The organism is Vibrio cidicii (assembly GCF_009665415.1).
Classification (GTDB): Bacteria; Pseudomonadota; Gammaproteobacteria; order Enterobacterales; family Vibrionaceae; genus Vibrio; species Vibrio cidicii.
The window spans coordinates 905,419-928,728 of record NZ_CP035922.1 but is presented as its reverse complement, the minus strand read 5'-3'; the positions used below and the strand labels follow the sequence as shown (position 1 = coordinate 928,728).

General features: G+C 45.1%; 21 protein-coding genes. 18 read left to right on the top strand and 3 right to left on the bottom strand.

Annotation, left to right across the window (positions count from 1 at the left end):
• Positions 1-17: 17 nt before the first annotated feature.
• The 3 genes from EWA64_RS19690 (at position 18) to EWA64_RS19680 (ending at position 4,163) form a co-directional block, all read left to right on the top strand.
• A complete protein-coding gene (locus EWA64_RS19690; protein ID WP_061894673.1) occupies positions 18-1,928 on the top strand; it encodes a methyl-accepting chemotaxis protein in 1,911 nt (636 codons plus the stop codon).
• 50 nt (positions 1,929-1,978) lie between these two features.
• Positions 1,979-3,652 (top strand): pyridoxal phosphate-dependent decarboxylase family protein, encoded by a 1,674-nt coding sequence (locus EWA64_RS19685; protein ID WP_061894530.1) that lies wholly within the window; start codon positions 1,979-1,981, stop codon positions 3,650-3,652.
• A 124-nt stretch (positions 3,653-3,776) separates the two neighbouring features.
• The gene (locus EWA64_RS19680; RefSeq protein WP_061894531.1) at positions 3,777-4,163 is read left to right on the top strand and encodes an MAPEG family protein; all 387 of its coding nucleotides are present in this window, start codon (positions 3,777-3,779) and stop codon (positions 4,161-4,163) included.
• Between the two features lie 11 nt (positions 4,164-4,174).
• Here the strand turns inward: EWA64_RS19680 and EWA64_RS19675 are convergent, their stop codons facing one another.
• On the bottom strand, positions 4,175-4,816 hold the full coding sequence (locus tag EWA64_RS19675) for an START domain-containing protein (protein ID WP_061894532.1): 642 nt from the start codon (positions 4,814-4,816) through the stop codon (positions 4,175-4,177).
• A 136-nt stretch (positions 4,817-4,952) separates the two neighbouring features.
• Between EWA64_RS19675 and yqfB the strand changes: the two genes are divergently transcribed.
• Positions 4,953-5,267, top strand: coding sequence for a N(4)-acetylcytidine aminohydrolase (gene yqfB, locus EWA64_RS19670; RefSeq protein WP_061894533.1), 315 nt, complete (start codon positions 4,953-4,955; stop codon positions 5,265-5,267).
• Positions 5,268-5,566: 299 nt separating this feature from the next.
• Here the strand turns inward: yqfB and EWA64_RS19665 are convergent, their stop codons facing one another.
• Positions 5,567-7,702, bottom strand: coding sequence for a M9 family metallopeptidase (locus EWA64_RS19665; protein WP_369435837.1), 2,136 nt, complete (start codon positions 7,700-7,702; stop codon positions 5,567-5,569).
• Between the two features lie 193 nt (positions 7,703-7,895).
• Between EWA64_RS19665 and EWA64_RS19660 the strand changes: the two genes are divergently transcribed.
• From EWA64_RS19660 to EWA64_RS19650, 3 genes are all read left to right on the top strand, one after another.
• Entirely contained in the window at positions 7,896-8,372 is a 477-nt protein-coding gene (locus EWA64_RS19660; RefSeq protein ID WP_139045674.1) for a chromosome segregation ATPase, read from the top strand.
• A 358-nt stretch (positions 8,373-8,730) separates the two neighbouring features.
• On the top strand, positions 8,731-11,922 hold the full coding sequence (locus EWA64_RS19655) for a M6 family metalloprotease domain-containing protein (protein WP_244881468.1): 3,192 nt from the start codon (positions 8,731-8,733) through the stop codon (positions 11,920-11,922).
• A gap of 554 nt (positions 11,923-12,476) precedes the next feature.
• A complete protein-coding gene (locus tag EWA64_RS19650; RefSeq protein ID WP_039442802.1) occupies positions 12,477-13,328 on the top strand; it encodes a LysR family transcriptional regulator in 852 nt (283 codons plus the stop codon).
• A gap of 7 nt (positions 13,329-13,335) precedes the next feature.
• On the opposite strand, the gene EWA64_RS19645 is transcribed toward EWA64_RS19650, so the two are convergent.
• Positions 13,336-13,773: an A24 family peptidase gene (locus EWA64_RS19645; RefSeq protein ID WP_061894536.1), complete on the bottom strand. Its 438-nt coding sequence runs from the start codon at positions 13,771-13,773 to the stop codon at positions 13,336-13,338.
• 223 nt (positions 13,774-13,996) lie between these two features.
• On the opposite strand from EWA64_RS19645, the gene EWA64_RS19640 reads away from it, so the two are divergent.
• From EWA64_RS19640 to tadF, 11 genes are all read left to right on the top strand, one after another.
• Positions 13,997-14,221, top strand: a complete 225-nt coding sequence (locus EWA64_RS19640) for a Flp family type IVb pilin (protein WP_061894537.1) — start codon at positions 13,997-13,999, stop codon at positions 14,219-14,221.
• A 67-nt stretch (positions 14,222-14,288) separates the two neighbouring features.
• Positions 14,289-15,062, top strand: coding sequence for an RcpC/CpaB family pilus assembly protein (locus tag EWA64_RS19635; protein ID WP_061894538.1), 774 nt, complete (start codon positions 14,289-14,291; stop codon positions 15,060-15,062).
• Between the two features lie 2 nt (positions 15,063-15,064).
• A complete protein-coding gene (locus EWA64_RS19630; RefSeq protein ID WP_061894539.1) occupies positions 15,065-16,390 on the top strand; it encodes a type II and III secretion system protein family protein in 1,326 nt (441 codons plus the stop codon).
• Positions 16,390-16,851: a hypothetical protein gene (locus EWA64_RS19625; protein WP_061894540.1), complete on the top strand. Its 462-nt coding sequence runs from the start codon at positions 16,390-16,392 to the stop codon at positions 16,849-16,851. Before EWA64_RS19630 ends, EWA64_RS19625 begins: the two co-directional genes overlap by 1 nt.
• Positions 16,851-18,053, top strand: a complete 1,203-nt coding sequence (locus EWA64_RS19620) for a CpaE/TadZ family protein (RefSeq protein WP_082796660.1) — start codon at positions 16,851-16,853, stop codon at positions 18,051-18,053. The genes EWA64_RS19625 and EWA64_RS19620 overlap by 1 nt, the downstream gene beginning before the upstream one ends.
• Positions 18,050-19,315 carry a TadA family conjugal transfer-associated ATPase gene (locus tag EWA64_RS19615; RefSeq protein ID WP_039427390.1) on the top strand — a complete coding sequence of 422 codons (1,266 nt, stop codon included), beginning with the start codon at positions 18,050-18,052 and terminating at the stop codon, positions 19,313-19,315. The genes EWA64_RS19620 and EWA64_RS19615 overlap by 4 nt, the downstream gene beginning before the upstream one ends.
• The gene (locus EWA64_RS19610) at positions 19,312-20,229 is read left to right on the top strand and encodes a type II secretion system F family protein (protein WP_061894541.1); all 918 of its coding nucleotides are present in this window, start codon (positions 19,312-19,314) and stop codon (positions 20,227-20,229) included. The genes EWA64_RS19615 and EWA64_RS19610 overlap by 4 nt, the downstream gene beginning before the upstream one ends.
• On the top strand, positions 20,226-21,104 hold the full coding sequence (locus tag EWA64_RS19605; RefSeq protein ID WP_061894542.1) for a type II secretion system F family protein: 879 nt from the start codon (positions 20,226-20,228) through the stop codon (positions 21,102-21,104). The genes EWA64_RS19610 and EWA64_RS19605 overlap by 4 nt, the downstream gene beginning before the upstream one ends.
• The gene (locus EWA64_RS19600) at positions 21,097-22,215 is read left to right on the top strand and encodes a tetratricopeptide repeat protein (RefSeq protein ID WP_061894543.1); all 1,119 of its coding nucleotides are present in this window, start codon (positions 21,097-21,099) and stop codon (positions 22,213-22,215) included. The genes EWA64_RS19605 and EWA64_RS19600 overlap by 8 nt, the downstream gene beginning before the upstream one ends.
• Positions 22,212-22,739: a TadE/TadG family type IV pilus assembly protein gene (locus tag EWA64_RS19595; RefSeq protein ID WP_039436147.1), complete on the top strand. Its 528-nt coding sequence runs from the start codon at positions 22,212-22,214 to the stop codon at positions 22,737-22,739. Before EWA64_RS19600 ends, EWA64_RS19595 begins: the two co-directional genes overlap by 4 nt.
• A complete protein-coding gene (tadF, locus tag EWA64_RS19590; protein WP_061894544.1) occupies positions 22,729-23,310 on the top strand; it encodes a tight adherence pilus pseudopilin TadF in 582 nt (193 codons plus the stop codon). Before EWA64_RS19595 ends, tadF begins: the two co-directional genes overlap by 11 nt.

The window sequence follows — 23,310 nt, the reverse complement described above, 5'->3', positions numbered from 1 at the left end:
TTCAGCAGGGGGGCGCTATGAATTTAGGTTTTAAATCTCGAATTTACGTGAGTGTTGCGCTACTGGTTGCCGTCTCTTTGGCGGTGCTCGGTACGCTCAACATCTTTTCTCTTAAAGAAAAAATGGTTTCTTCGCTTGTTAGCGAAACACAGAACAAACTCAATTACCACGTAGACGAACTGCAACAGGCGGTTAAGACGAAGTTACGTGCGATAGAAATGGGGGCAAAGCACTTCAAGAAAAGCTTAAGTGACGAGCAAAATGTTAATCAGGCTCGGCTACTTGCAGAAAGCGCAGGCATCTCCAATGTTGTCATCGCTTATGATGATGGCCGTTCATACATGTCTTTACCCAAGGGAAATGGGGTAACCACAGGCCAGCAAGACTTTGTCAGTCGCGACTGGTACTCACTGGCTAAAAGCGGCAACCAAGTGCGATTGACGGAGATCTACACCGATAAAATAACAGGCGAGAAAGTGATCAGCGCGGTAATGCCTCTGTATGACAAAGGGGGTTTCCAAGGCGTTTTACTTGGTGACATACCGCTGGCTGACATTATAACTATGGTAAGCAACATGCGCTTTGCAGGCGGTGCTGCTACGTTGACCGATCAAAATGCCGTCTTCTTTGCCAGTGACGATCCCAGTGATATTGGGCGGACACCTTCACAAGTCAGCCCCGTATTTGCAGAAATGGAGCGCGCATTTTACTCACAAAGCCGTGGGCACTTGCAGTTTCCCTATCTCGGTATTGAATTTGATGGCTACTTTCAACGAGTCAATTTGACGGCGGATAAGTACTGGACGCTGATGGTGTTTGTTGATCAAGACACCGCACTAGCGGGGGTGAGAGACGCGCAGCGCGAAGCGCTCGTGACAGGGATCATTCTACTGTTAGTGAGTGCCATCGTGATTATCTTTACCCTAGAACAAGCGTATAAGCCGCTGTTGAAACTTAAAAAAGCGGTGCTTGACTTGTCAAAAGGTTCCGGAGATTTAACCGCTCGACTTGCGGTTGAGGGAAGCGACGATCTCGCCCAGATCGGTGAAGGATTCAATCGTTTTGTGCAAAGTTTGCAGTCAATGATGCTGCAAGTTTCCGCGGCAAGTCAGACGATCTCTTCCAGCATTGTTCAGTTGAACCAGACAGCGAAAGACAACGAGAAAATTTTGCTTACCCATTCAGCGGAAACGGATCAAGTGGTAACGGCGATTACCGAGATGAGTGAAAGTGCTCGTTCGGTGGCGGAAAACGTCATTCAGTCTAACCGCATCACCGATGGTGCGAGCAAAGAGGCTGAGCAATCTCTGGTGATTGTCAACAACGCAGTACAAACCGTGAGTGCTTTAGTCAGCGATGTGGAGGATATGTCTAAACACATTGTCAGCATGAACAAAGACGCCAACAAGATCAGTGAAGTGTTGAATGTGATCGGCGAAATCTCCGAACAAACCAATTTGCTGGCACTGAATGCGGCGATTGAAGCGGCTCGCGCTGGAGAGCAAGGTCGTGGATTTGCGGTGGTGGCGGACGAAGTGCGCGCACTGGCGGCAAGGACGCAAAACAGCACCACGGAAATTTCAGATATGTTGGCGAAACTGCTTGACGGTACGAGCAGTGTTGTCGATTCGATGGAAAAGACCAAAGAGCAATGCCAGTCTACCGCTGATAAAACCTCAGAAGTCTCGAATAGCTTGAATGTGATGAGCAATTCGGTCAAAGAAATCGATGATGTCAGCACGCAAATTGCCTCGGCCACGGAAGAGCAAAGCACGGTGGCTGGCGAGTTGAGCCGCAATATGTTGGCTATCCGCGACATCGTCGATACGTTGGTGACCAGCGGGCGCCAGACGGTCAACGCCACCGAGCTGTTAGCCGACTCTAACCATGAACTCGATAAGCTGGTTTCCAACTTTAAGCTGCAATAAATGAACGGGCCGTTTGGCCCGTTTAACGCTTTCGAAGTGAGGAAAAGCGTATGGATAAAGTCACGTCCCATTCTTGGTTAGACGAAAAACATAATCGCCTGTCTGCACGTTTTGCAGAACGGCACCAAAGTGTATTAAGGCAGTTTTTTGCCCGCGACCCCAGCCTTTGGCCATTGTATAAAATCAAGGAAATCAAAGAGCTGGTTAATAGCAAAAAGAACTTGTTCACGCCGTACAACTTGGCTTTACGTCAGAGAATTAGTAGGGAAAGTGCCATCCCTCAGCAGGTGAACCCCTTGGTTCGTTTTGATCCGCTAGCACTTTACGCGGCGGCAACGACCAAAAATTGGGATGATCCAGCCTCAGTGGAAAACGTTATTTCCACTCCTTGTGATCCCGCGATTCACGGAGCAATGTTGGCAACGATTGCTAACCCTAATTTGGTTTACAGTGAATACGCTGGTAACGCGACCGAACTGGAAAAAGTGGTGGTCCGGCAAATGGCCAATTTGGTCGGTTACGATGCGGCAGATGCGACTGGCTTGTTTACTCAAGGAGGGACGTTTTGCAATCTTTATGGTTATTTACTTGGGTTGCGTAAATGCTTCCCGGACTCAGTCATGCGTGGGTTTCGCGACAAGCAATTTGCTTTTATCAACTCCCAAGCGGGACATTACTCAAATATGACCAATCTCTCCTTACTTGGCGTCAACATTGAGGAGCAGTTGATTCGGGTGCGCTTGAGGGAAAATAACCAAATCGATGTCCAGGACTTGGCCAAGCAACTGGATAATTGTTTACAAGAAGGGAAGGCAGTCCCGACGATTTTACTCACCTTTGGTACAACAGATACCTTTGCCATTGATGATGTGGCAGAAGTTTATTTGACTCGTGAACGGATCTGTCGTCAATATGCGCTGTCTTACCGACCTCATATTCATGTCGATGCGGCAGTGGGGTGGAGCCTGCTTTTTTTCCGTGATTACGATTTCGCACAGAATCCACTCGGCATCAATTCAGCAACTTTGGATGGTATCGAAGGCCATGCCTCATTGATTAACGGATTGCGATTCGCTGATTCTATCAGCATTGATTTTCAAAAATGGGGCTATGTGCCTTACACGTCGAGCTTATTGTTGGTTAAAAAACGCCAAGATATGGAGTTTTTGAAGCAAGATCCCAACTACTTCTCTTATTTTGAGCCTCAGCAGCGAGATAACACTCATCTACAGGCGACCATCGAGTGCTCGCGCAGTGCGGTAGGCGTATTTTCCGCCTATTCCGCCTTAGCAAGTATGGGGTTTGAAGGTTATCAAACGCTGGTGGCTCATGGGCTACAAAATGCCAATTATATGCGCTGTTTGCTGTCACAATGGCCGAATTGTTTTGTTGTTTCGGGGGAGAACCAAGGGCCGTGTGTCACATTTCGTCTTTACAATCCACAACTGAAAGAGAGCGCTCAAGCGCAGTTTTACCGCGAACGCCGTTTGATCAAGCAGAAGGCGTATATGGAGAACATTGTTTCCAGTGCAACCTTTCATCGTAATCACTTTCTCTCACGTCAAAGGCGTGAACTGAAAACCAACTGGATTACATCTATGGCGAGAACCGATTACGACGAACAGGGCCATTGTCTATTTCTGCCCGGTGAAAAGGCCGTTTTTCTTAATCCCAACACTCAGCGCAGCGATATTGAAGCTTTTGTGCACGGTCTGTTTAGTTAGGCGTTAAGTGGTGTGTCATAGTAAACCGTTATCGAACTGGTGTTGATTTTTATGCCGAATCTGCTTAAGAATGGTTTGGCGCTTTCAATCGGTGGAAGTGCCAAAGCACATAAGGAAATATTGCATGGTAACTGCACTTTACGCCGCGATTTTGTCACTCATCATGATTTGGCTTTCAACTAAGGTGATTGCTCAGCGCAAAGCGGGACAAATCAAGTATGCCGATGGTGGCCACCCAGCACTCATTATTGCGCGAAGTGCGCAAAGCAATGCGGTGGAATATGTTCCAATCACGCTAATTTTGCTGGCATTGGCCGAGTATAATGGCGCTCCGTTGGTATGGATCCATGCGTTTGGTGTCTTGTTTGTGGTCGGACGTATTGCCCATGCTCGTGCGATTTTATCTGACACTCTACCTTGGCGTGTCAGAGGAATGATGTTGACCTTTGGTGTGATTTTAGCTCTGGCGATAACCAACCTGATTTATTTGCCGTATGAGCGCTTATGGTGATCAACCTAACATTACTCATTAATCTCGGGGTGTTCGTCTGTTTGAAAGGGCGCTAGCTGGGCTCTGAGATTCTCGAAAGTGGTGCGTGCGCTCTCTTTGGCGAGTTTATTGATCAGCCAATTGGGGAGTGCGCCACCAGGATCAGCAAAAACCGTGTATTCAATATGCGTATTGCCATTGGTCAATTTTTTCAGTTGCCAAACTGCGTGAACGGACGTGATACGAATATAGTCAGCTTGTGGTGGCAAGATGGATTGCGGTGCATCGCTAATTTCTAAGCGAAACCCTTCGGCATCAATACGAAAGGTTGAGTAAGTGAGCATATCCCGATCTTTGGCTGGCCAAGGTGCGGAGAACTGCGTATAGACAATATTCTCGCTTGGGCTGATCTGCTTGAGCACTACGCTGCCGCTTACGTTATCCACCCACTCTGAGACCTTATCGGTATTTTGCAATAGACGAAGAAAGCTAGCATATGTCGTTGGGGTGAACATCTGCGCTTTTACCTCAACCAAGTCATCGCTATGTTCTCGGAAATGGATGGTAATACCATTGTCGGCAGAGTCGAATATCCATCCTCTCTCGGGAGACGCCAGTGGTTGAAAGCTCAGGAGCATGAGGGCAATACACGCTGAATTTATGCAAAGATTCATCTTGATACTCTGCCGGGTTGATGGCGCACGTCTATGCGGTTTACCTAAAGATAGCAATTACCAATGGATAAACCAATCGGTTTACTTTGCATTAGTCGGTTCACAATTAGAGTACAATACCACTTGGAGGTAACCCATGAACACACCTAATAAAATTACGTTCTTTGAACGCTTTGAAAGCGACATATTATCAGGGAAGAAGACCATCACTATTAGAGACGAAGCGGAGAGTCATTACGTTCCCGGTAGCCAAGTTGACGTGGCGACTTTTGAGGATGATAGACGGTTTTGTCGTATTGAGATTCTTTCGGTTAAGCCAATTTTGCTGTCTGAACTGAATGACCACCATGCTAGCCAAGAAAATATGACGCTACCCGTGTTAAAAGAGGTGATCGCAGAAATCTATCCCGGCTTGGAAAGTTTGTATGTAATTGCATATAAGTTGGTATAAAAGTGCAAAATAAAAATTTTGTTTTGCAAATTGCAACATCCTGGAAGCTTTAGTGATGATTATATGAGCTTAGTTTGTCTGCATTTGCATAAAATTTGTTCATAAACATCGAGTAAGCGGGTATTTCAAAGTTGGCACACTAACTGCATTAAGTAGAATGACCCTTTTAAGCCGAGGGTCACCTAGCCAACTGACGTTGTTAGTGAACCGATATTGTTCACAAGTATATACAGCCAATCACCTCATTGTGATTGGCTATTTTTTTGCTTGTTAAACAAATAACTCGCTGAACTATGACCTTAACGGGTGGTGGCACTCACATGAACACCAAACGCTTCACGGCCGCTAATGCTGAGATAATAGCGGCCTGCTTTTACGTAGCCGTCAGACTCTCTATCAATTTGGATCGTTTCATCGCTGCCGTGCGCATAGTTGCTCCATTGATAATCGTAGTAATGACATACTTTCTCGTAGCAGGCGTATAGATCAGCATCGCCACTGCCTTCGATCGTTAATGTTAACTCGCGCGTGTTTGGTGCTACGTCAACATAGAACAATTTTTCTGAATACTGTTCGCCAGCGATTGCAAATGGGGTGTTGATGATAAGCTCCTGAGGCTTCTCCACTTTGCTTGGCGGAGTGACAGTGTCATCGATATCTTTGCTCACTTCATCAAGCCGCAAAGAAAACTCCTCGTCATAAATAGGTCCGATTTGTTTGAGATAAGCTACCCACTGCTTGTATTCACCAAGGCGTGAATAACTTAATAGTTGTTCAACGACCTCAGGGTGTTTCTCAAACAAAAAGCGCACACCCAAATAGCCCCAGCGGTAAATGCGATTTACGCCATCGTTGTAACTGGTTGAAAAAACTTCGCTCAGGGTATGAGTTTTCTCTTTACCTAGAACGAGCGCCGCTTGATAGCCTTCTTTGTAGTACATGTACTCAGCAAAGCCTTCTAACCACCAAACAATGTATCCTTCACGCATGGTGGTATGGAAATCACCGTATTGGTTGAAACGTCCATCGAGATAGTGCACATATTCGTGCTCGAGATTCAAAATCGAAAAGTCGTCATCCCATCCATTTTGATAGGCAACGAATCGGGGAATGTTTCCCACTTGAGCAGGATCTCGCTCCAGAAACTGTCCTCCGTTGTTGGTCGAGTTGCCAAACAGAAAGGAAGAATAGGTACTGTAATCGTCCTTAGTTTTAAAGACGATTACATCGACTTTACTACTGTTATCGTCTCGTACTGGCAGTTTGTTGGTTTTTGCCACCGTGTGGAAATCAGCCTCTTTGCCGTTTAATGTGCGACAAACCTGTTCAGCTTGTTCTAATGTCATGGACTGAGCCAGAATTTGTGCCGGTCCTTGGCAGTGGTGAGTAAACGTGATGACACGTTGACGCAGTTTCGCCTTGGCATCTTGTAGACCGAGCTGTTCGTTCAACTCCGGCGCGTACGCGTTGACCATTTCGGCAATACCGACCCAAATACGATCCGAGTCTCCACCTAATGGGAATTGTTGCAGCAAACTACTCAGTGTCTGCGTCATTTTAGTTTTCAACTCGCTGTCTTGTGTTTGGATTAAACGGGCGAGTTCGCGCGCGGCGTTGCCAAGAAGAAATTCGTTGTCGGTGCCAATTGCCCAGCGGTTTGTTGTGATGAAATTGGACAGAGTATCGATATAACTTTGGTTGTCAGTCAGCAGTTGATAGAAATCGCGGCTTTGAGAATGACCAGCCATTGCAATAAAAATATTGTTGATGGCTTTGCGATAGTAATAATTATCGGCCAATGAGGCATCAAAGCGGTCCAACAATGCAAAAATATCCGCCGCCGCGACGTGTAGCTGACGCACGCTATCGACGATGATCAGCATGGAGCCGAGTGCTTTCATCTGCTCATCGCCAGTGTCGAGTGCATGAGCATTACGTAAAAATGTCGCCGAAGTGGTCGCAATCGCATGACTCAAATTGGAGCTAAAAGGAGCAAGCAAACGAGCATAAGTATCATGCCGATTCTTGTATGCGGCTTTGATAAACTCGGCTAAGTAGTAGAGCTGCTGTGCATCTTTTTCATCGCCTTGATAGCGTGCCACAATGCTATTGAGCGTGTCGTTGACCAGAGAGACGTTTTGTTCAGAGAACACGACATCCACTTCTGTCTGGCTGGCATTGAACCAAGAACTCATGCAATCGTAATCAGCATTGGCGATACGAGAGGTAAGATTGTCACGCTCCGCTATAAGTTCAGACGTTGTACATTGGCCGGAATGCGCTAGGCCATCATCCGGTATTATAATGGGTGTGTCCGGTTTATCAGTTTGAGTTGTGCTAGCGGAAGATCCGCTGCCGGAGTCGTTGCCACAAGCACTGAGACTGAGCAGGATCGATAGAGCGATAACCGACCGTTTGCTTTGTTGAATATTCATCTTATTATTCCATAAATAAAGTTCGCGCGAACTATATCTATAGGAAACGTGTTATTTAAATTATTTATATTAATATGCTAATAAAAATAATTTATTCCATAATTTTTTATTATAACCATATAAATAGTTAAATATTCCCTTTCAAAGGAATAATATTTATTCTTCGGTGTTTTGTTGACCAAATGTTTATGAAATGAATATCGTGCCAAAATTACTACTAACTTTGATGATGTGTTTGTATAGTCTCAAATCAGCACATTGTGGTGTGATTGCGCAGTCAAACGCTGAACCCTTTCCACTCGCTCTATTTGGTGAGGATTTAGACCACAACTCAGTAAGGGATGACGTCGATAAAGCAATCGCAAACATGGCAGATAGTCAAGCACAGCATCTATATTTAGTGAAATATGCACAGCTCTCTTCTCAAATATTGCTACATCGTTATGAGCAGGATGACTACGCGAATTTGCTCTTTGCCAATGATCTTTATGATGAAATCACTCGGCTACGTATGTGCAGTACTAAATATGATGTCGATGGCAAAGATGCTTACGATCTAACCAATAAACTCAATCGGGTTATATATAACACCGAAGATCGGATATTGGCATACTTGCAGTTTGAGAAGTACATTATGCCAAGTGCTTTAGCTGGGAAAAAGGGCTGCTGAGGTAGAGTGGACTACAATCAACTTGAAGTCATATTCAAGCTGTTTTTAAAAAAGAGAAACCAGTATCTATCACAGTTGTCTATATAAGTTTTATGATGGCTAGAAAGGCATAGAATTTTCGATGCCATTTCAGCAAGTAACCATAATGTACTATCGAAGAACGATAAAATTGATTTGAGGATATAACTTAAACTTATGTAATTAGTTTAAAAACTAATTGGTCTTGTCTTAATGAGATTGCTACCTTCCTTACCTATTTGAATAATTGGGTAGGAAGATGTCTTTATCACTCAAAAAAAACAAAGTGGGAATATCCATATCCTGCTTGCTCTCTTCGTTTAATTTATACGCAACGACTATGCCGGCACCAGATTGGCATCAATTCACTATGGCCGATGGTTCAAACAGAGAACTACGTCTGATGGGTAATGAGGAATTGGCTTGGTATCAAGATCGTCGAGGTTTGGTCTACATTTACCAAGAGCAGCAATGGTTTTTTGGGAGATACATAGAGACAGATGGTGTGGGGGAAGTCATTTCTACCGGTGTGTCTGTTACAAATCAGGCGAGCGTGCCGAGCGAATCGGACTCACATCGATACCCAGTGCCACAGGCAAAAATATGGGCGAGTTCACTGAATTCGAACAATAGTACGCGTACTCCTTCTTATCATCTCTCTTCTAGAATACGTCAGAATCAAGATACAGTGACACAGCCTCTATTGGTTGTTGAAGTGAGCTTTTCTGATCAGCAAATGACTAATGATTTCACGCAAACTATTTTTGGTCAGCAAGGACAAAGTGTTAGAGATTATTTCCTAAAGAACAGTTACAACAAATATATTGTGACACCAGCGAGAGAATCACAAGGTACGGAAAATGATGGCGTTATTGCTATTTCACTGAATTTAGTGCATCCGGACTGTCATTCAAAAGAGGATAATACGTGTACAAGTAAACTGAACAACGTATTTAAAGAAGCCTATAAAAAAGTCGATCAATATATCGATCTTTCGACGTATGATGTAGATGGTGATGGTGACATCAAACCTTCAGAGCTGTCTGTTATGTTTGTTTTTGCGGGTTATGATCGCGCAGCAGGCAGCTTGAATCGGCCTTACATCTGGCCTCATAAATTTTCTCACAACAGTGAAACACTCGACGGTGTGACGATTCGCGATTACTGTTTGTTTGCTGATAATCAAGGCGACCACCAATCAACTATGGGGGTCATTGCACATGAGCTTGGTCACCTAATGTTGGGGTTGCCCGATTTGTATTCGTATCAGCATCAGGGATCCATCGGTGATTGGGGGCTGATGGGCGGCGGTTCCTGGGGACGTAAACCTGGCGATCGTTATTCTGGAGAAACACCCGTTAATATGACGGCTTGGAGCAAAGAGGCCGCGGGTTTCCTTGAACCAGAAGTGCTGAATAACAATCAAGGCTACACGGTTGCAACCGAGAAAGGGGAAAGTGTGGTTTATCTTGATCCTTATTTGCAGAAAATGGGACCAAAGCTTTATTTACAGAATCGTCGCCAAGTGGACTATGACAGAGCATTGTCTGGTGAGGGAGTATTGGCAACTGCGGTGATGATTGACAATCAATTTAACAGTCGTGGTCCGATGCAAGTGCAGATTTTTCAAGCAGATGGATTGGACGAACTCAGTCATGGTGGTTGGAGTGATGCAGGTGACCTTTTCCCGGGAAGTAGCAATGTCACTTTGCTCTCTGATGACACTTCCCCATCGCTACGTTTAGCCACTGCAGGACGCGATACCGGGGTCAGTTTGAGCAATATCGTCAGTTCGCCACAAGAGGCAACCTTGACCGTTACCGTGCCGGATTCACGTGGCAAGCACGCGTGGATCACCTCTTTCTCACGTCAGTACGCGCAATATGACCGGAGTATTGAGGCTATAGGCTTTGGTGTTGACGTACATCATGCCGATACCTCCTTAGTCGGCATTCAATTCTATGCGCAAAAGCAAGATCCCACTCTTCCAATAGAATACCGACTAGTGCGTTATCCATATCAGACTAACTGGCGTGGCGATGCAACATTTGATGTAGCGGATGGGATAGAAATCGCACGTGGACAAGCGCAAAAAGAGGGGGGCAGATTACTGCTGGCTCAGCCCGTTGAACTTGCTCAAGCAAGGCACCTTTTAGTGCTTGAACTGACCAACGCGGTGCCTGAGTATTCAACCTCTTTCTATGATGCTTATTTGAGCGATGGTCAGCATAAAGAGCAGTTTTACGCCAGTATAACCACTCTGCGTAATGGCATGATGAGTAAGGCGAGGTGGGAGTTCTTTCCTTTCGCTGCTTTGCTGCAAACTGCGGTTAATCCACTGCCTCGAGCGGTAGACGATGCCTATCAGGTGCAGCAAGGCGACTCAATTAGCTTGAATGTAAAGGCCAATGATCAAGATTTATACGCTGGCAATCGCTACGAGATTGAGTTCTTGAGTCAGCCGAAAAAAGGGAAGTTAGACGGTCAGCGTTATACGCCGTTTACCCATGCGGAGGGGATAGACCGCTTTGAATATCGTTTACGAGACAGTGAGGGAAGAGTCAGTAATCGCGCACAAGTGAGCGTTCAAATCTCACTGCCTAAAACACTGCAACTGGAAGATGTGAACTTTACAACCAGAGAAGACCAGCCTCTTCTGCTCACGCTGGTGAAAGAAAGTACTACACAATGGCAAATTGTTAACCTGCCGCAACATGGTCAAGTGGTCGGCAATCAATATTTTCCTGAACATGATTACTTTGGCAAAGACAGTTTTACCTTCCGCATTATCGACTCGAAGGGGATGATGTCGAATGTTGCAACCGTGTACATCGATGTTTTGCCGGTCAACGATCTGCATCATTTCTCGCTCCGTGTTGATAAACCCTACGCTACGGCTGGCGAGCAAGCTACTTTTTCAGTGCTCAATTTTGAAGATGTTGATTCTTCGCTACACCACTACCGTTGGCGACAAGTCTCGGGAACTCTAGGCCAACTGAGTAGAGTTACAGATGATCAAGTTGTCTTCACTATCGCACAGGATGCTAAGGTCGGTGAAACCGTGACTCTGCAAGTGACGGTGGTTGATGAAGAGGGTAATGAAGTAAGCAAAACAGCTGAAGTTCAGGTTGTAGATAAGACTCCTGAAGTGAAGAAAGCACGTTTTAAAAGTAAGTTTGGTAGTCAGTTGTCGGTTGATGTGTTGATGGCGGAGTATTTTGGTTTCTATCAAGTAGAAATCACCGAGCCACCAGAGCATGGAAGTGCGTATATGATAGGTACTCACTTGCACTATCAAGCGCCACAATCACGTTTTGATGGTTTGATCGATCGCGTATCCTATCGAGTAATGTTTGACAACGGCGAAGTAAAATCAGGCTGGATAGAGATTGAACTTGCCCATTCCACCGTTCCAGCAGATGACGAAATGACTAATCCCCCGGCTGCGGAAGCAAAAGATGAGAGCGCCGGTTCTCTCTCTCTGTGGAATGGCATTCTTCTGCTCTTACTAGCGCTACGTAGACGCCATTGATAAGTTATCAATAAGCAATTAAGTTATTATAAAAGAGGGGCTTTGCCCCTCTTTGCATATCTAAGCTGATGAAAATGAATCATGTTGCGAGTGTATTTATTTTAATCAGTACGCTGTCAGTCTCTCATTTCAGTGACAAGATCAAAGCAGTTCGCTACGACTTTCTGGTAGTATCGAAAATGTGATACTGATGCATTTTTGTAGTATCACTAACTGATACTAGAGAGCGCACCATGATGCACGCACTGACATTCACGTGATACTCATCACATATTTGTGATATGGTTTGCATGAAATTTAATTCACAGTTCAAATAAAATCGCATTGTTGTTAATAGTCGACATCCCTTATGGATAACGGCTTAGGAGTAAGTTCAATTACAAAACCTTAACAATCTCAGATCGGATGTATAAGCCGCGTTTATAGTTGCATAAACAATAGTTTTTTGTAACTCGCGTGGGGTATTGATATTTTTGTCTGGATTTTAAAAATCAAAAAATACCAAGTACACAAAAAAACAATAAAACTAGGTAACATCAAGGTAGATAGCCATCATGAAAACCGTTCATAGAATGATCGATGTAAAATATCTTCGGACATTTTCACAGGTTGCTAAGCATAAAAGCTTCACCGCTGCAGCTGAGTCTCTATTTATGACTCAGCCTGCTGTTTCGCAGCATATCAAAAAAATTGAAAATACAATCGGGGCAAGTATTTTCGTTAGAAAAGAGGGGTTTGGATTAACAAAGCACGGCAAGGTACTATTAGAATATGCAGATCAAACCATGTCTATGTATGAGAAGCTGTTTGAGGACCTTGAAAAAGTAGACACGCGGGAACAGTATAACATCGCAATTGCAGATTCATTCTGTCCCATACTTGTAGAAAAAGTAGTAAGTGAATTCAGAGCGTTGAATAACACCGATTTAGCGATCACCAGTTTTAGCACCACTGCAACTCTTGATATCGCCAATTTTGATGTGGTTTTTAGTCTGAATCGTTTAAGCGCTGAAAATGGACATTCCTATCAGCTAAGTTCGTCTAATTATGTAATTTGTCACACTGCATGTATAGACGTATATGAGTGCTATCCATTTCGCGTGGTATATTGCAACTCACTCTCAAAAGCGCTGGTCCAAGAATTATTAAAGGAAAAAAGAATTGATACTCGATTTGTATCAAGCTGGGTCAGCACCAGTTCTGCTCGTTTAATGAATAAAGAACTGGAAAATCATGGAACGATAATGGTATGCCCTGATTGGTCGGTGCGCGAACCGAATTGCAAGAAAATTCCAACCAGTCAGCAAGTTAACATGAACGTTTGGTTTAGTGAGGGAATGTCGGAAGATTTAGATAAAATCGGCTTGAAAACAAAGTTAAATGAGCTTTTTGAACAAGCTCATTAAATGGCTATCAGAGGACCAACCAGCTTAAAAACATAAACAAGCTGCATGATAGGGAAATAGGTATTCCGTAAGGGATGCCTATTTTTTTTATCGACTGCTTGCTTTTTAGGCAATATAGCCAAATAAACAGTGTTGTCACACCACCAAGCAAACCAATAAATGCAATCGCCAAAACGGCATACTTAGGGCTTATCGCTAACATCATCGCTGGAAACAGTTTCGCATCCCCGCCTCCCCAAAAGCCAAGTACCCAAAGTGCTACACTAGCGAAGAAGCAAAGGCTCGCGATGCCAAGTGCCGGGAGTAGATAGCCCAGTTGCAGTGCAATCAATAGTGACGCACAGAAAGCAAGCAGCACAGTACTATTGGTAATAACGCGGTATCTTGCATCGGTGTAGCAAGCGTAGAGAGAGAGCGAGAAGAAGAATAGAATTAATAGAGGCATATTAGATAAACACAAAGTAATAACATTCTCATTATATAGAAATATTACGGTTTTGCTCAGAAAAGATAGTAATACAGGCATAATAAAAATTTATCATCATTGGCCGTTATAGATTTATAACTCTAATTAATTGGTATCTATTTTATACATGAGGTAAATTCTCTCTCGCTCTATAAGAACACAAATTTATCACGCAACTTTTAAAATTCTCGAAGAGGACACTATGATTAACAAAGCTATGGCAAAAATGATTGAGTTTAAACTTAACCTGCAACATGACCTGCGTGGTGTAACGGCAGTAGAATACGCAATCATTGCCGTCGCCATGTCTGCGATTATTCTTTTTGTATTTAAAGATGGTTCGCTAAAAACCACCCTTACTGAGGCAATGACAAAGATTTCAGACAGCATGACTAAAGCGGGAACAGCATCTGCACCAACAAACTAATTTAAATTTTCTTAATTATATGGAGGGAAACCTCCATTTTAATTATCCATCGTAAGAAGATGTATCCATGAATAGAACGGTTGTAATGCTCTTTCTCTCTATTGCAATATTCAGTACGCTTTTTTTCTTTATGAGTGATTTTTTCCAAGCGGAAGAGCCTGTGGCAATAGAAGCGGTTGAAGAACCGACAGTGGTTTTACTTGAGTTGACACAAGATGTTGAAAAAACAAACATTGTATCGCCTGCTTTCTATAGGGAAATTGAAGTCAAACTATCTGAAGCGCACACAGGGCGCTACACGCTAAAAAATGAATTGGATATTCAACCTGGTGCTTTATTTAACCGACCTTTACTCAAAGGAAGTATTTTGTCCAACCAAGTGATTAGTAATCCCGGTGACAGGGATTATATGTTTCTTTCACTGCGAAAAGATGAAGTTCCTTATTACTATGAGCCAGAAGGTTCGAATATTATTGAGAATTTGACACTGCAACCAGGCGACAGTGTCAGTTTCGTTTCAACCACTTCATCTAAATCAAACTTATTAGAAACGGGGTATCAAGATATCGGCGATCTGGTCAGCAAAATTATTATTAGCGATGCGAAAGTAATTCAAGTTATTAAGCATGACCGCGATGAAAATGACAGCAGCTCTGAGAAAAAACCGAACAGTTTGGTGATTGCGCTTAAAGTGCCGCAAGTATTGAAACTGGAAATGGCGCAGAAGATTGGTGATATCAGCATTGTTCCATCGAGTGTGGCAAAACGTTATTTATCTGTCCGAAGCAGCGACATCCTAGAAGATCAATTTGGTGTTCGTGAGTTACGTGGAAAGGAATAAAAATGAAAAAATCGCTAATTTGTTTGCTAACCACCACATTGTGCTTTGTTTCTTACATTGCACACTCATCGGAGTTGATGAACTTAAATCAAGGTTCGGCACAAACCATCTCATTAAAGCGCCAGATCTCTACGGTGTTTGTCGCTGATCCAACGGTCGCTGACTACAAAATTATCGATGAAACCAAAGTCGTGGTTTACGGCGTCGGTATGGGAGCCACATCAATTATCGTTTATGACCGTAGTGGGAATGAGCTTTACAACACCGAAGTGGTGGTGAACAAAAGCCTGCGTCTGCTTAAGCAAACCTTAATTGCCCGTTTTCCTGATGAAACGGTCAATCTCACCAATGTTGGTGAACAAGTGGTGCTAGATGGCGTGGTCAGCAGTGAAGAAGTCAAAATTCAGATCTACCGCACGGTTGGTGAAATGCTGAAAAAGAGTGTTACACGTGACGTCATTCAATTAAAAGATGCGAATGGGGATGAGGGCGACAGTCTTGACTACACCTCCACCTATGTTTACGAGCAAGTGATCAACAATCTGAAAGTACTGACCACCGAACAGATCAACGTTAAGTTGACCGTCGCGGAAGTGTCGAGCACGTTTTTAACTGAGTTGGGCGTTTCATACAGTGATTCAGGCCAGTCGGGTCGGTTTGTTAATAAACTGCTTGATTTTTCTGCGCAAGATATTGTCGCAGTGATCACCGCCAGTGGTGATGATCAAATTGGACGCGTGCTGGCAGAGCCCAATCTTTCGGTGATTTCGGGCGAGACAGCCAGCTTTCTTGTCGGCGGAGAGATCCCTATCGCTATTCGCGACGAAGATGGTATTTCCGTCTCTTATAAAGAGTATGGCGTTAAGCTGTCGATGGTGGCCAAAGTCACTGACTCTGAAAACATCCGCTTGTCGCTGCTGCCTGAAGTCAGCTCGATTGATGAAGAAAAGAAAACTTCAACTGGTTTGATCAATGTGCCTGCTCTAAGAACTCGTAAAGCGCAAACAACCGTGCAACTCAAAGATGGGCAGAGTTTTGTGCTGGCGGGGCTGTTGACCTCTGAAGAGCGTGAGTCGCTGAGTAAGATCCCGCTATTGGGCGACATTCCGATCATTGGCGCACTGTTTAGCCATACCAAATCCAACCAGACCAAAACCGAGCTGATCATTGTTGCCACGGTGAATCTGGTTGATCCGGTGAAAACCGAAGACATCAAGTTACCGAGTTTCCGTCGAACCAGCGATGTTGAGCGTTTGCTGCGTATCGATCTCTCATCAATGAATGAGCCTGAACTGGAAAATACCCTGAACAAAGGAGGATTTAACTAATGAAAATGTGGAGTCTTGTCATCATGGCCCTGCTTTTATCGGCCTGTTCCGGCGTAAACACCTCTAACACCAGTATGATGGAACAGTTGCAGGAAACGTATGAGTTTAACTCGACAGGGAAAGCACATTCCGTCAATAAGGCAATCTCTTTTATTGAAGAGGTCAACCAACGAGAGCCAAAAGCTAAGTTCAAAATCTATTACCAGCCAGCAGCCAGCGAGTTTATAGATCAACTGCTGGTGCAACTGAAAAATTCTCAAGTCACTAAAAATCGTTACGAATTGGAAGTGGCGAGCAGCGAGCAGAAAAAAGCAGTCTTGATTCAGGCGCAGTATGTCCACATTCGCAGCCAAGAGTGTGGCTCGTTGGCGTTTTCCAATAAAGATGAATATCGCTTTGGTTGTTCACTAGAGCACAACCGCAATATCAGCTTGGCTAACCCATTGAAGAGTACTTACTGATGATGGATTTAGATAACTTATTTAAAGGTTCTTCCTCAAAACGCAGTAGTGCCAATACAGCACAGGATCTCATTGTCTCTGACGATGCGGCATTTATTCAATCGGTGGAAGAGTTATACGCAATTGAAGGTTTCGCAAAACCACTGCAAGTGAGCGAAATTGAACAAGAAGCGGTGTGGAATCGCAGTGATGTCACACTTAGCCACGTGATTCTCGATATGCGAGATAACCACAGCATGGTGCAAGAAGTGTCGGATATTGCTACGCGCCTTGATGTTAGCATCAAGTTGTTAGTTATCAGCAATTTAGATTCGATTAAAACGCGTGACAAAGTTCAAGCATGTGGTGCTAGCTACATTTTGTGGGATGAAGAGCTGGATGGATTACTTGCCAGTTTAAAGCGCGATATTGCCGATGCTTCAAAGAATGGTAAAACGCGCGTTGCCAAACGTATTTTACTCCTGGGCACTAAGGGTGGCATCGGGGTTTCGTGTATCAGCAGCGTGTTGGCGAATTCTTTGGTTCACAGTGCCAATTTAAAGACCTTGGTGGTGGATCATGACTCAGGCGCAATGAATGGCGACATCTTTCTGGGGGTGAAAGGCTACAAAATCAAAGAAAACAGTATCGACTTGAATCAGTCTGAAGTCGACTCAGCGATCGCCGCTACTTACTTGTGCAAAGTGACCGATAAACTGGATTATCTGGCATTAGAAAAGACCTCGGCGTGTCTTAACGATCATGCTTCAACGCTGTTCAATCTCTCGTCAGAACTGATTGATAAGTATAATTTTATCATTGACTCGGTGCCGATGAGTTCGTTTGAAGAAGTGCACGATCAAGACTTGGCCGAGAAGTATCACCGCATCTATTTGGTGTGTGAGCCATCAGTATCGTCGCTTCGCGCGTACAACCGTTTCAAAAAGAAAATGGGTAAAGCGGAGCATCAAGTGGTTTTCAGCATGACGCGCCCACAAAAAGATTACCTCGTCACGCTGAACAATGCACGTGAGCGCATCAAGTGTAAGTCTTCTCTGGATTTTCACTACGAACCGGGGCTTGAACAGAAGCTTATCCAAATGGGAACCACTGGTCTGATGAAAAGCAAATATGCCGCCACCATCGCAGAGATGGTCGCCAGCCTGACCGGTAAACAAGTTCAAACCAAAAACGCCAAGAAATTTTCGCTGTTTAAGAAATGAATCAGTTAAAGCAGATCTATCTCGACTTACGAGACGAAATTTTTGATGCCATCGATGCTTCATCGCTGATTGAGATCAGTAACGAGGAGCTGGCCGAGCAGTTAACCGAATCGGTCAACATTCTGATCGACAAAAAGCAGTTGCAAGTCAGTTCGCTTAAGCGAACCGAACTGGTGAAAGCACTGTATGACGAGTTGAAGGGGCTTGGACCGCTGCAAAAACTGGTCGATAACGATGACATCTCCGACATCATGATCAATGGCCCGTATGACATCTTTATCGAGATCGGTGGCAAGGTTGAAAAGTCACCGATTCAGTTCGTTAACGAGAAGCAGCTCAACACGATTGCAAAACGTATTGCTTCCAATGTCGGACGTCGTATTGATGAAACATCGCCACTGTGTGACGCGCGTTTGCAAGACGGAAGCCGGGTAAACATCGTTATTCCGCCACTGGCGATTGACGGTACATCAATCTCTATCCGTAAGTTCAAAGAGCAGAAAATCAAACTGGAAAACCTTGTCCAGTTTGGCGCTATGTCGATTGAGATGGCCAAACTGCTCTCTATCGCTAGCCATTGTAAATGCAACATCCTCATCTCTGGCGGTACGGGTTCGGGTAAAACCACCTTGCTCAACGCACTTTCTGGCTTTATCGGTGAAGGAGAGCGTGTGGTGACGATCGAGGATGCGGCAGAACTACAATTGCAAAAACCGCACATTGTGCGTTTGGAAACCCGCCAAGCCAGCGTGGAAGGGACAGGGCAAATTACCGCGCGTGATTTGGTGATCAACGCCCTGCGTATGCGACCAGACCGTATCATCGTCGGTGAGTGTCGTGGCGGCGAAGCGTTTGAGATGCTGCAGGCGATGAACACCGGCCACGATGGCTCGATGTCTACACTCCACGCCAACACCCCGCGAGATGCCATCGCCCGTACCGAAAGTATGGTGATGATGGCGACCGCGTCGCTGCCGCTGGAGGCGATTCGCCGTACCATCGTCAGTGCTGTCGATCTGATTGTGCAGGTCAGACGTCTGCATGATGGCAGCCGTAAGGTGATGTACATCAGTGAGATTGTCGGTCTGGAAGGGGACAACGTGGTGATGGAAGATATTTTCCGTTACGAAACCACCGGCCAATCGGAAAACGGCAAAATTGTCGGCGAGTTTCGTTCTCCAGGCTTGTCTAAACGCTCAGTGATCTATGAGCGGGCCCGTTTCTTTGGCTTGGAAGAGACGGTGAGGGAGATCTTTGCATGAAGTGGCTCATGGTGCTCTCTTGGGTGGCAATCGGTCTCTATTTCCTAAGCCACAAGCGCAAGCAAGATAAGACAATTCGCCGCATCATCGATTTTGAACAAGATTTCGAAGGGGTGAAGGGGCAAAAAACGGTCATTGATGCGCAGAAATTCGACGTTAGTTTGAAATCGAAAATCCGCCAGTCGATAAAAACGTTCATCACGATTTTACAACCAGAGCCAGTTAAGAAAATTGCCGCATTTTTGTTGGTTTCGGGTGTGTTTCTTTATCTGGTGAACGATTTCGTGTTGCGCAAGGATATCTTCCAAGTGCTGCTGTTTGGCCAGCCGCCGCTGTTTGTGGTTTTTATGGTCAAACTTAAGCAGGCCAAAGCCAACAAATTTAAAGAAGATTTCCCAGATGCATTGAATATTCTTTCTGGTGCGCTCTCTTCTGGGCAAAGTATCGTGCACGCGTTTGAGTATGTCGGTTTGCAGCTCGACAACGAAGTGGGGCGCGAATTTAAACTCATGTCTGAGCGCTTGCTGATTGGTGAGGATCCTGACGAAGTGTTGGCGCGCAGCAGTGCCTCTTTTCCATACGTGGAGTATTTTTTCTTCGCAGCAACGATTCGCATCAACTTAAATCGTGGTGGTCAGCTAAAAGAAGTGATTTCCCGCATTAACCGTTTGATGTTTGAAGCGCGAGCGGTCGAGAAGAAGAAAAACGCGCTGACTTCCGAAGCGCGCATGTCGGCCAAAATTATCGCCAGCCTACCCGTTTTCTTCTTGATGATTCTGAAATTCACCAGCCCAGAAAATTACGACTTTGTGATGTTTCAGGAAGGTGGGAAACCGATCTTTTACTACGTGCTGAGCAGTGAAATCATCGGTTTTATCTGTATTTGGATGATTCTACGCGGGGTACGGGCATGAACTTTTCCTTACCCCTGTTGCTGTTCGCGCTGGTGGCGCTGGGGATCTCCGTCGCACTGGCCTTTTTTGCGCTCAAGATGTGGGATGAAACTCGCGCTGAGCTGTCTGTGCGTAAGATCATCGGTTCGACAAAGGAGCAACAGAAGCGAACGGACTTTTTGCTGCTGATCGTCAAACGCTTCAGCTTCAACAAAGAAGAGACGAAGAAGAAGTTGGTCGCGGCGGGCATTTACAGTGATTTTATTGCCCAGACTTACTACCTGTTCAAAATTGGCCCGCTGTTTATCACGGTTGTTGGTTGCATCGCGGCCTACAGTGTCCAAGCGATTGGAATCAACGAAGTGGTTCTTATTGGGGCGGTGGCGTTGATCTTGTTTGTCGCAGGCCCCGATATGTTTATTTCGTCACGAGCCAACAGCATCACTCGCCATGTCAGCTCTCGCCTGCCTTTCCTTTTGGATTTGATGAACGTGTGTGTGCATACCGGCATGACGATTGAAGCGTCACTCGAGTATTTGGCGAAAGAGCTGCAAACCGTCGATAAGTATCTTGCCCATACCGTCAATGCAACGGTGCAACGCTCTAAAGTGGTCGGGATAGAGAAAGCATTGGAAGAGTTCCAGCAACTGGTGCCTTCGAGTGAAGCACAAAGCTTTGTGATGACACTGGTGCAGAGTTTGAAATTTGGTTCGTCGGTGGGGCAGGTACTTGCGACATTAGCGACTGATATTCGTCAGCTCAACATGATGGAGCTGGAAGAGAAAATAGGAAAGCTCGGCGCCAAAATGTCGATTCCTATGATTGTTTTTATCATGGTGCCAATAATTATTCTGATTATTGCTCCAGGCATTATGAGGATGTTAATGAATGGCTAAGTGGATAATCAAAACCGTAATTCTGATGTGGCTGGTTGGCTGTGCCAGCATCAGTAGTGAGTTGCAAACCAAGGAGCGTTTGCTGCGCAGTTCGGGCGAAAAGCAACAACTGGTCGAGTTCTATAAAGCGAACTTGGCCGAGGTGCCGCAGTATAAGGTTAAATTGGTCAATCTCTATCTGGAGATGGACGATGTCAAATCGGCTGAGCTCTACACCAATACCTATACGGCCGCAGACCTCGATGAACCCGAGTACATCTACAGCTTAGCCAATCTGAACTATCAGAAGAAGCGTTACGATTCGGCGCTACAAGAGATGGAAAAGTATCTCGATGAAGGTGGTGAGGAGTCTGCTTACTATCTGTTGGTCGGCAAGATTTACGCCCAGCGCAAAGAGTACGCTTCGGCGATCGAAAACTTTGAGCAGAGCCGTAAGCATGGTGCATCCGACAGAGAAGCGGGTAACAACATTGCCGTAGTTTATCTGCTGCAAAACCGCTATGTCGAAGCCACCGAACTGCTGTATGACCTCTACGTGGCAACCCCAAGCGATAGCAAAGTGCGCTCGAACTTGATTATTGCCTCTGTGCAAGCCAATCGCCCAGACATTGCATTAGAAGTGCTTAAGCATGAGAAAGGCGAAGAAGATGCGCGAAAACAGTTGGCTGCACTGATGAAAACCGTGAACAAAGGGAAAAAACCTGTGCAAACACAAACCATGCCTAAAACCCAAGACACGACAAGAGCAACGGTTATGCAAACCGCAGAGGTCAAGGCAAGCAAACCTGCAGAACAAATCGTTGCGCCCACGGTTTCTGTTGCGAGCAATGTGCTTACACCATCGAAGCTGGATGTGAACAATCTTAAACCGAGTGCGCCGTCACTTTACCGTATTCAGGTATTAGCTACTTATAAAGCAATCCCAAGTGATTATCTCAACTTCCTTAAGGAAAACTACGGGACGGTTTACTCCTACACACACGGCTTATGGAAGCGTTACTGCATTGGTGAATTCAGTGATATTGAAGAGGCGAAAGCTTTCCTCAACAGTTTGAATATTAAAGGCGCTTTTGTGGTTGATTACACCAAGAAAAGGTACGTGGAACTATGATCAAACGGCAGAAGGGCGCTCTCACCGTTGAAGTAGCGATGGGGTTACCCATCCTACTTATGATGTGTTTTTCTTGGGTCGAAATTTGTCTGCTCAGCTATTCGATGAGCATCTCTGATCACGCGTTAACCGTATCGGTGATTCGGACCAAAAAACTGGGCAGCGCCAGTTCCACGACGACGGTTGCGTATCAAAAAGAGTTAGAAAAGCATATCAACCAGCAAGGGGGCGTTGCGTGGAAATATTTGGCCAAAGAGGGTTCGGTCAAAATCCAAGTTGATTACTTTAAAGACTATCAAGACTTTGTGATCTGCAATACCGACTACGAGGACGTTGAGCAGTGCCCGAAAAAGAGCCGTCAACCGAAGAATATGGCGATTGCTATGTACCGGATGGAATACACCTATAACACCCTTTTCGATGGGCTGTTACCGGATTTTAAAGTGCGCCGCGAACTGATGGCCATTCAAGAATATGAACGATGTGCCTTTAAGATTGGCCAAGGAGCTGGGTGTGAAAGCTAAACAGAAAGGGGCATTTATGGTCGAACTGGCACTGGTCCTGATGTTTTTCTCAGGATTATTTGTTGCCGTCGCGAATTACGTGGTCGCGATTAACACCAAAGGCCAACTCGAAAGAGCGGTTTACTCTATGACCACCATCATGTCTGAGCGCAAGCAGTTGTTTGGTGGCGAAGTGGACATCTGCTTTGGTTCCGATGCGCGTTGCAATGAGACCAAGCAAGTGATGAATCGCTTAATGATGGCATCGCTCAAACGTATGATGCCAAATTTCGACCGAACTAAGTTAGGGATTCAGATTGAGCAGTTGACCGTAGAAGGGGACAACCCGCGCAACTTCAAAAAGAAATATCGACAACTTCGTGATGGCGCGGTGCAGGGCTGTCAGCTACCGAATCTTAACCAACTGAGCAAGGAGCAAGCGCTTGAGCTGTTGCCGATCACGTCGCACAACCGCCGCTTGCCCATGTATCAGGTAACGCTGTGCTACGAAACGCCATTTAATATTTTTGGTTTGGCGGACGGTGATGTGGTTCGCACGATCGCCACCTCCTTTTCATTTGCGCGGGTGTAG

Excerpts from the sequence above, each read along its gene's own strand:
- EWA64_RS19675 (WP_061894532.1), bottom strand. The coding sequence starts at position 4,816 with ATGAATCTTTGCATAAATTCAGCGTGTATTGCCCTCATGCTCCTGAGC.
- EWA64_RS19650 (WP_039442802.1), top strand. The coding sequence starts at position 12,477 with ATGAAAACCGTTCATAGAATGATCGATGTAAAATATCTTCGGACATTT.
- EWA64_RS19610 (WP_061894541.1), top strand. The coding sequence starts at position 19,312 with ATGAAGTGGCTCATGGTGCTCTCTTGGGTGGCAATCGGTCTCTATTTC.
- yqfB (WP_061894533.1), top strand. The coding sequence starts at position 4,953 with ATGAACACACCTAATAAAATTACGTTCTTTGAACGCTTTGAAAGCGAC.
- EWA64_RS19680 (WP_061894531.1), top strand. The coding sequence starts at position 3,777 with ATGGTAACTGCACTTTACGCCGCGATTTTGTCACTCATCATGATTTGG.
- EWA64_RS19615 (WP_039427390.1), top strand. The coding sequence starts at position 18,050 with ATGAATCAGTTAAAGCAGATCTATCTCGACTTACGAGACGAAATTTTT.
- EWA64_RS19605 (WP_061894542.1), top strand. The coding sequence starts at position 20,226 with ATGAACTTTTCCTTACCCCTGTTGCTGTTCGCGCTGGTGGCGCTGGGG.
- EWA64_RS19640 (WP_061894537.1), top strand. The coding sequence starts at position 13,997 with ATGATTAACAAAGCTATGGCAAAAATGATTGAGTTTAAACTTAACCTG.
- EWA64_RS19625 (WP_061894540.1), top strand. The coding sequence starts at position 16,390 with ATGAAAATGTGGAGTCTTGTCATCATGGCCCTGCTTTTATCGGCCTGT.
- EWA64_RS19595 (WP_039436147.1), top strand. The coding sequence starts at position 22,212 with ATGATCAAACGGCAGAAGGGCGCTCTCACCGTTGAAGTAGCGATGGGG.
- EWA64_RS19660 (WP_139045674.1), top strand. The coding sequence starts at position 7,896 with ATGAATATCGTGCCAAAATTACTACTAACTTTGATGATGTGTTTGTAT.
- EWA64_RS19645 (WP_061894536.1), bottom strand. The coding sequence starts at position 13,773 with ATGCCTCTATTAATTCTATTCTTCTTCTCGCTCTCTCTCTACGCTTGC.
- EWA64_RS19655 (WP_244881468.1), top strand. The coding sequence starts at position 8,731 with ATGCCGGCACCAGATTGGCATCAATTCACTATGGCCGATGGTTCAAAC.
- EWA64_RS19685 (WP_061894530.1), top strand. The coding sequence starts at position 1,979 with ATGGATAAAGTCACGTCCCATTCTTGGTTAGACGAAAAACATAATCGC.
- EWA64_RS19620 (WP_082796660.1), top strand. The coding sequence starts at position 16,851 with ATGATGGATTTAGATAACTTATTTAAAGGTTCTTCCTCAAAACGCAGT.
- EWA64_RS19630 (WP_061894539.1), top strand. The coding sequence starts at position 15,065 with ATGAAAAAATCGCTAATTTGTTTGCTAACCACCACATTGTGCTTTGTT.
- EWA64_RS19665 (WP_369435837.1), bottom strand. The coding sequence starts at position 7,702 with ATGAATATTCAACAAAGCAAACGGTCGGTTATCGCTCTATCGATCCTG.
- EWA64_RS19690 (WP_061894673.1), top strand. The coding sequence starts at position 18 with ATGAATTTAGGTTTTAAATCTCGAATTTACGTGAGTGTTGCGCTACTG.
- EWA64_RS19635 (WP_061894538.1), top strand. The coding sequence starts at position 14,289 with ATGAATAGAACGGTTGTAATGCTCTTTCTCTCTATTGCAATATTCAGT.
- EWA64_RS19600 (WP_061894543.1), top strand. The coding sequence starts at position 21,097 with ATGGCTAAGTGGATAATCAAAACCGTAATTCTGATGTGGCTGGTTGGC.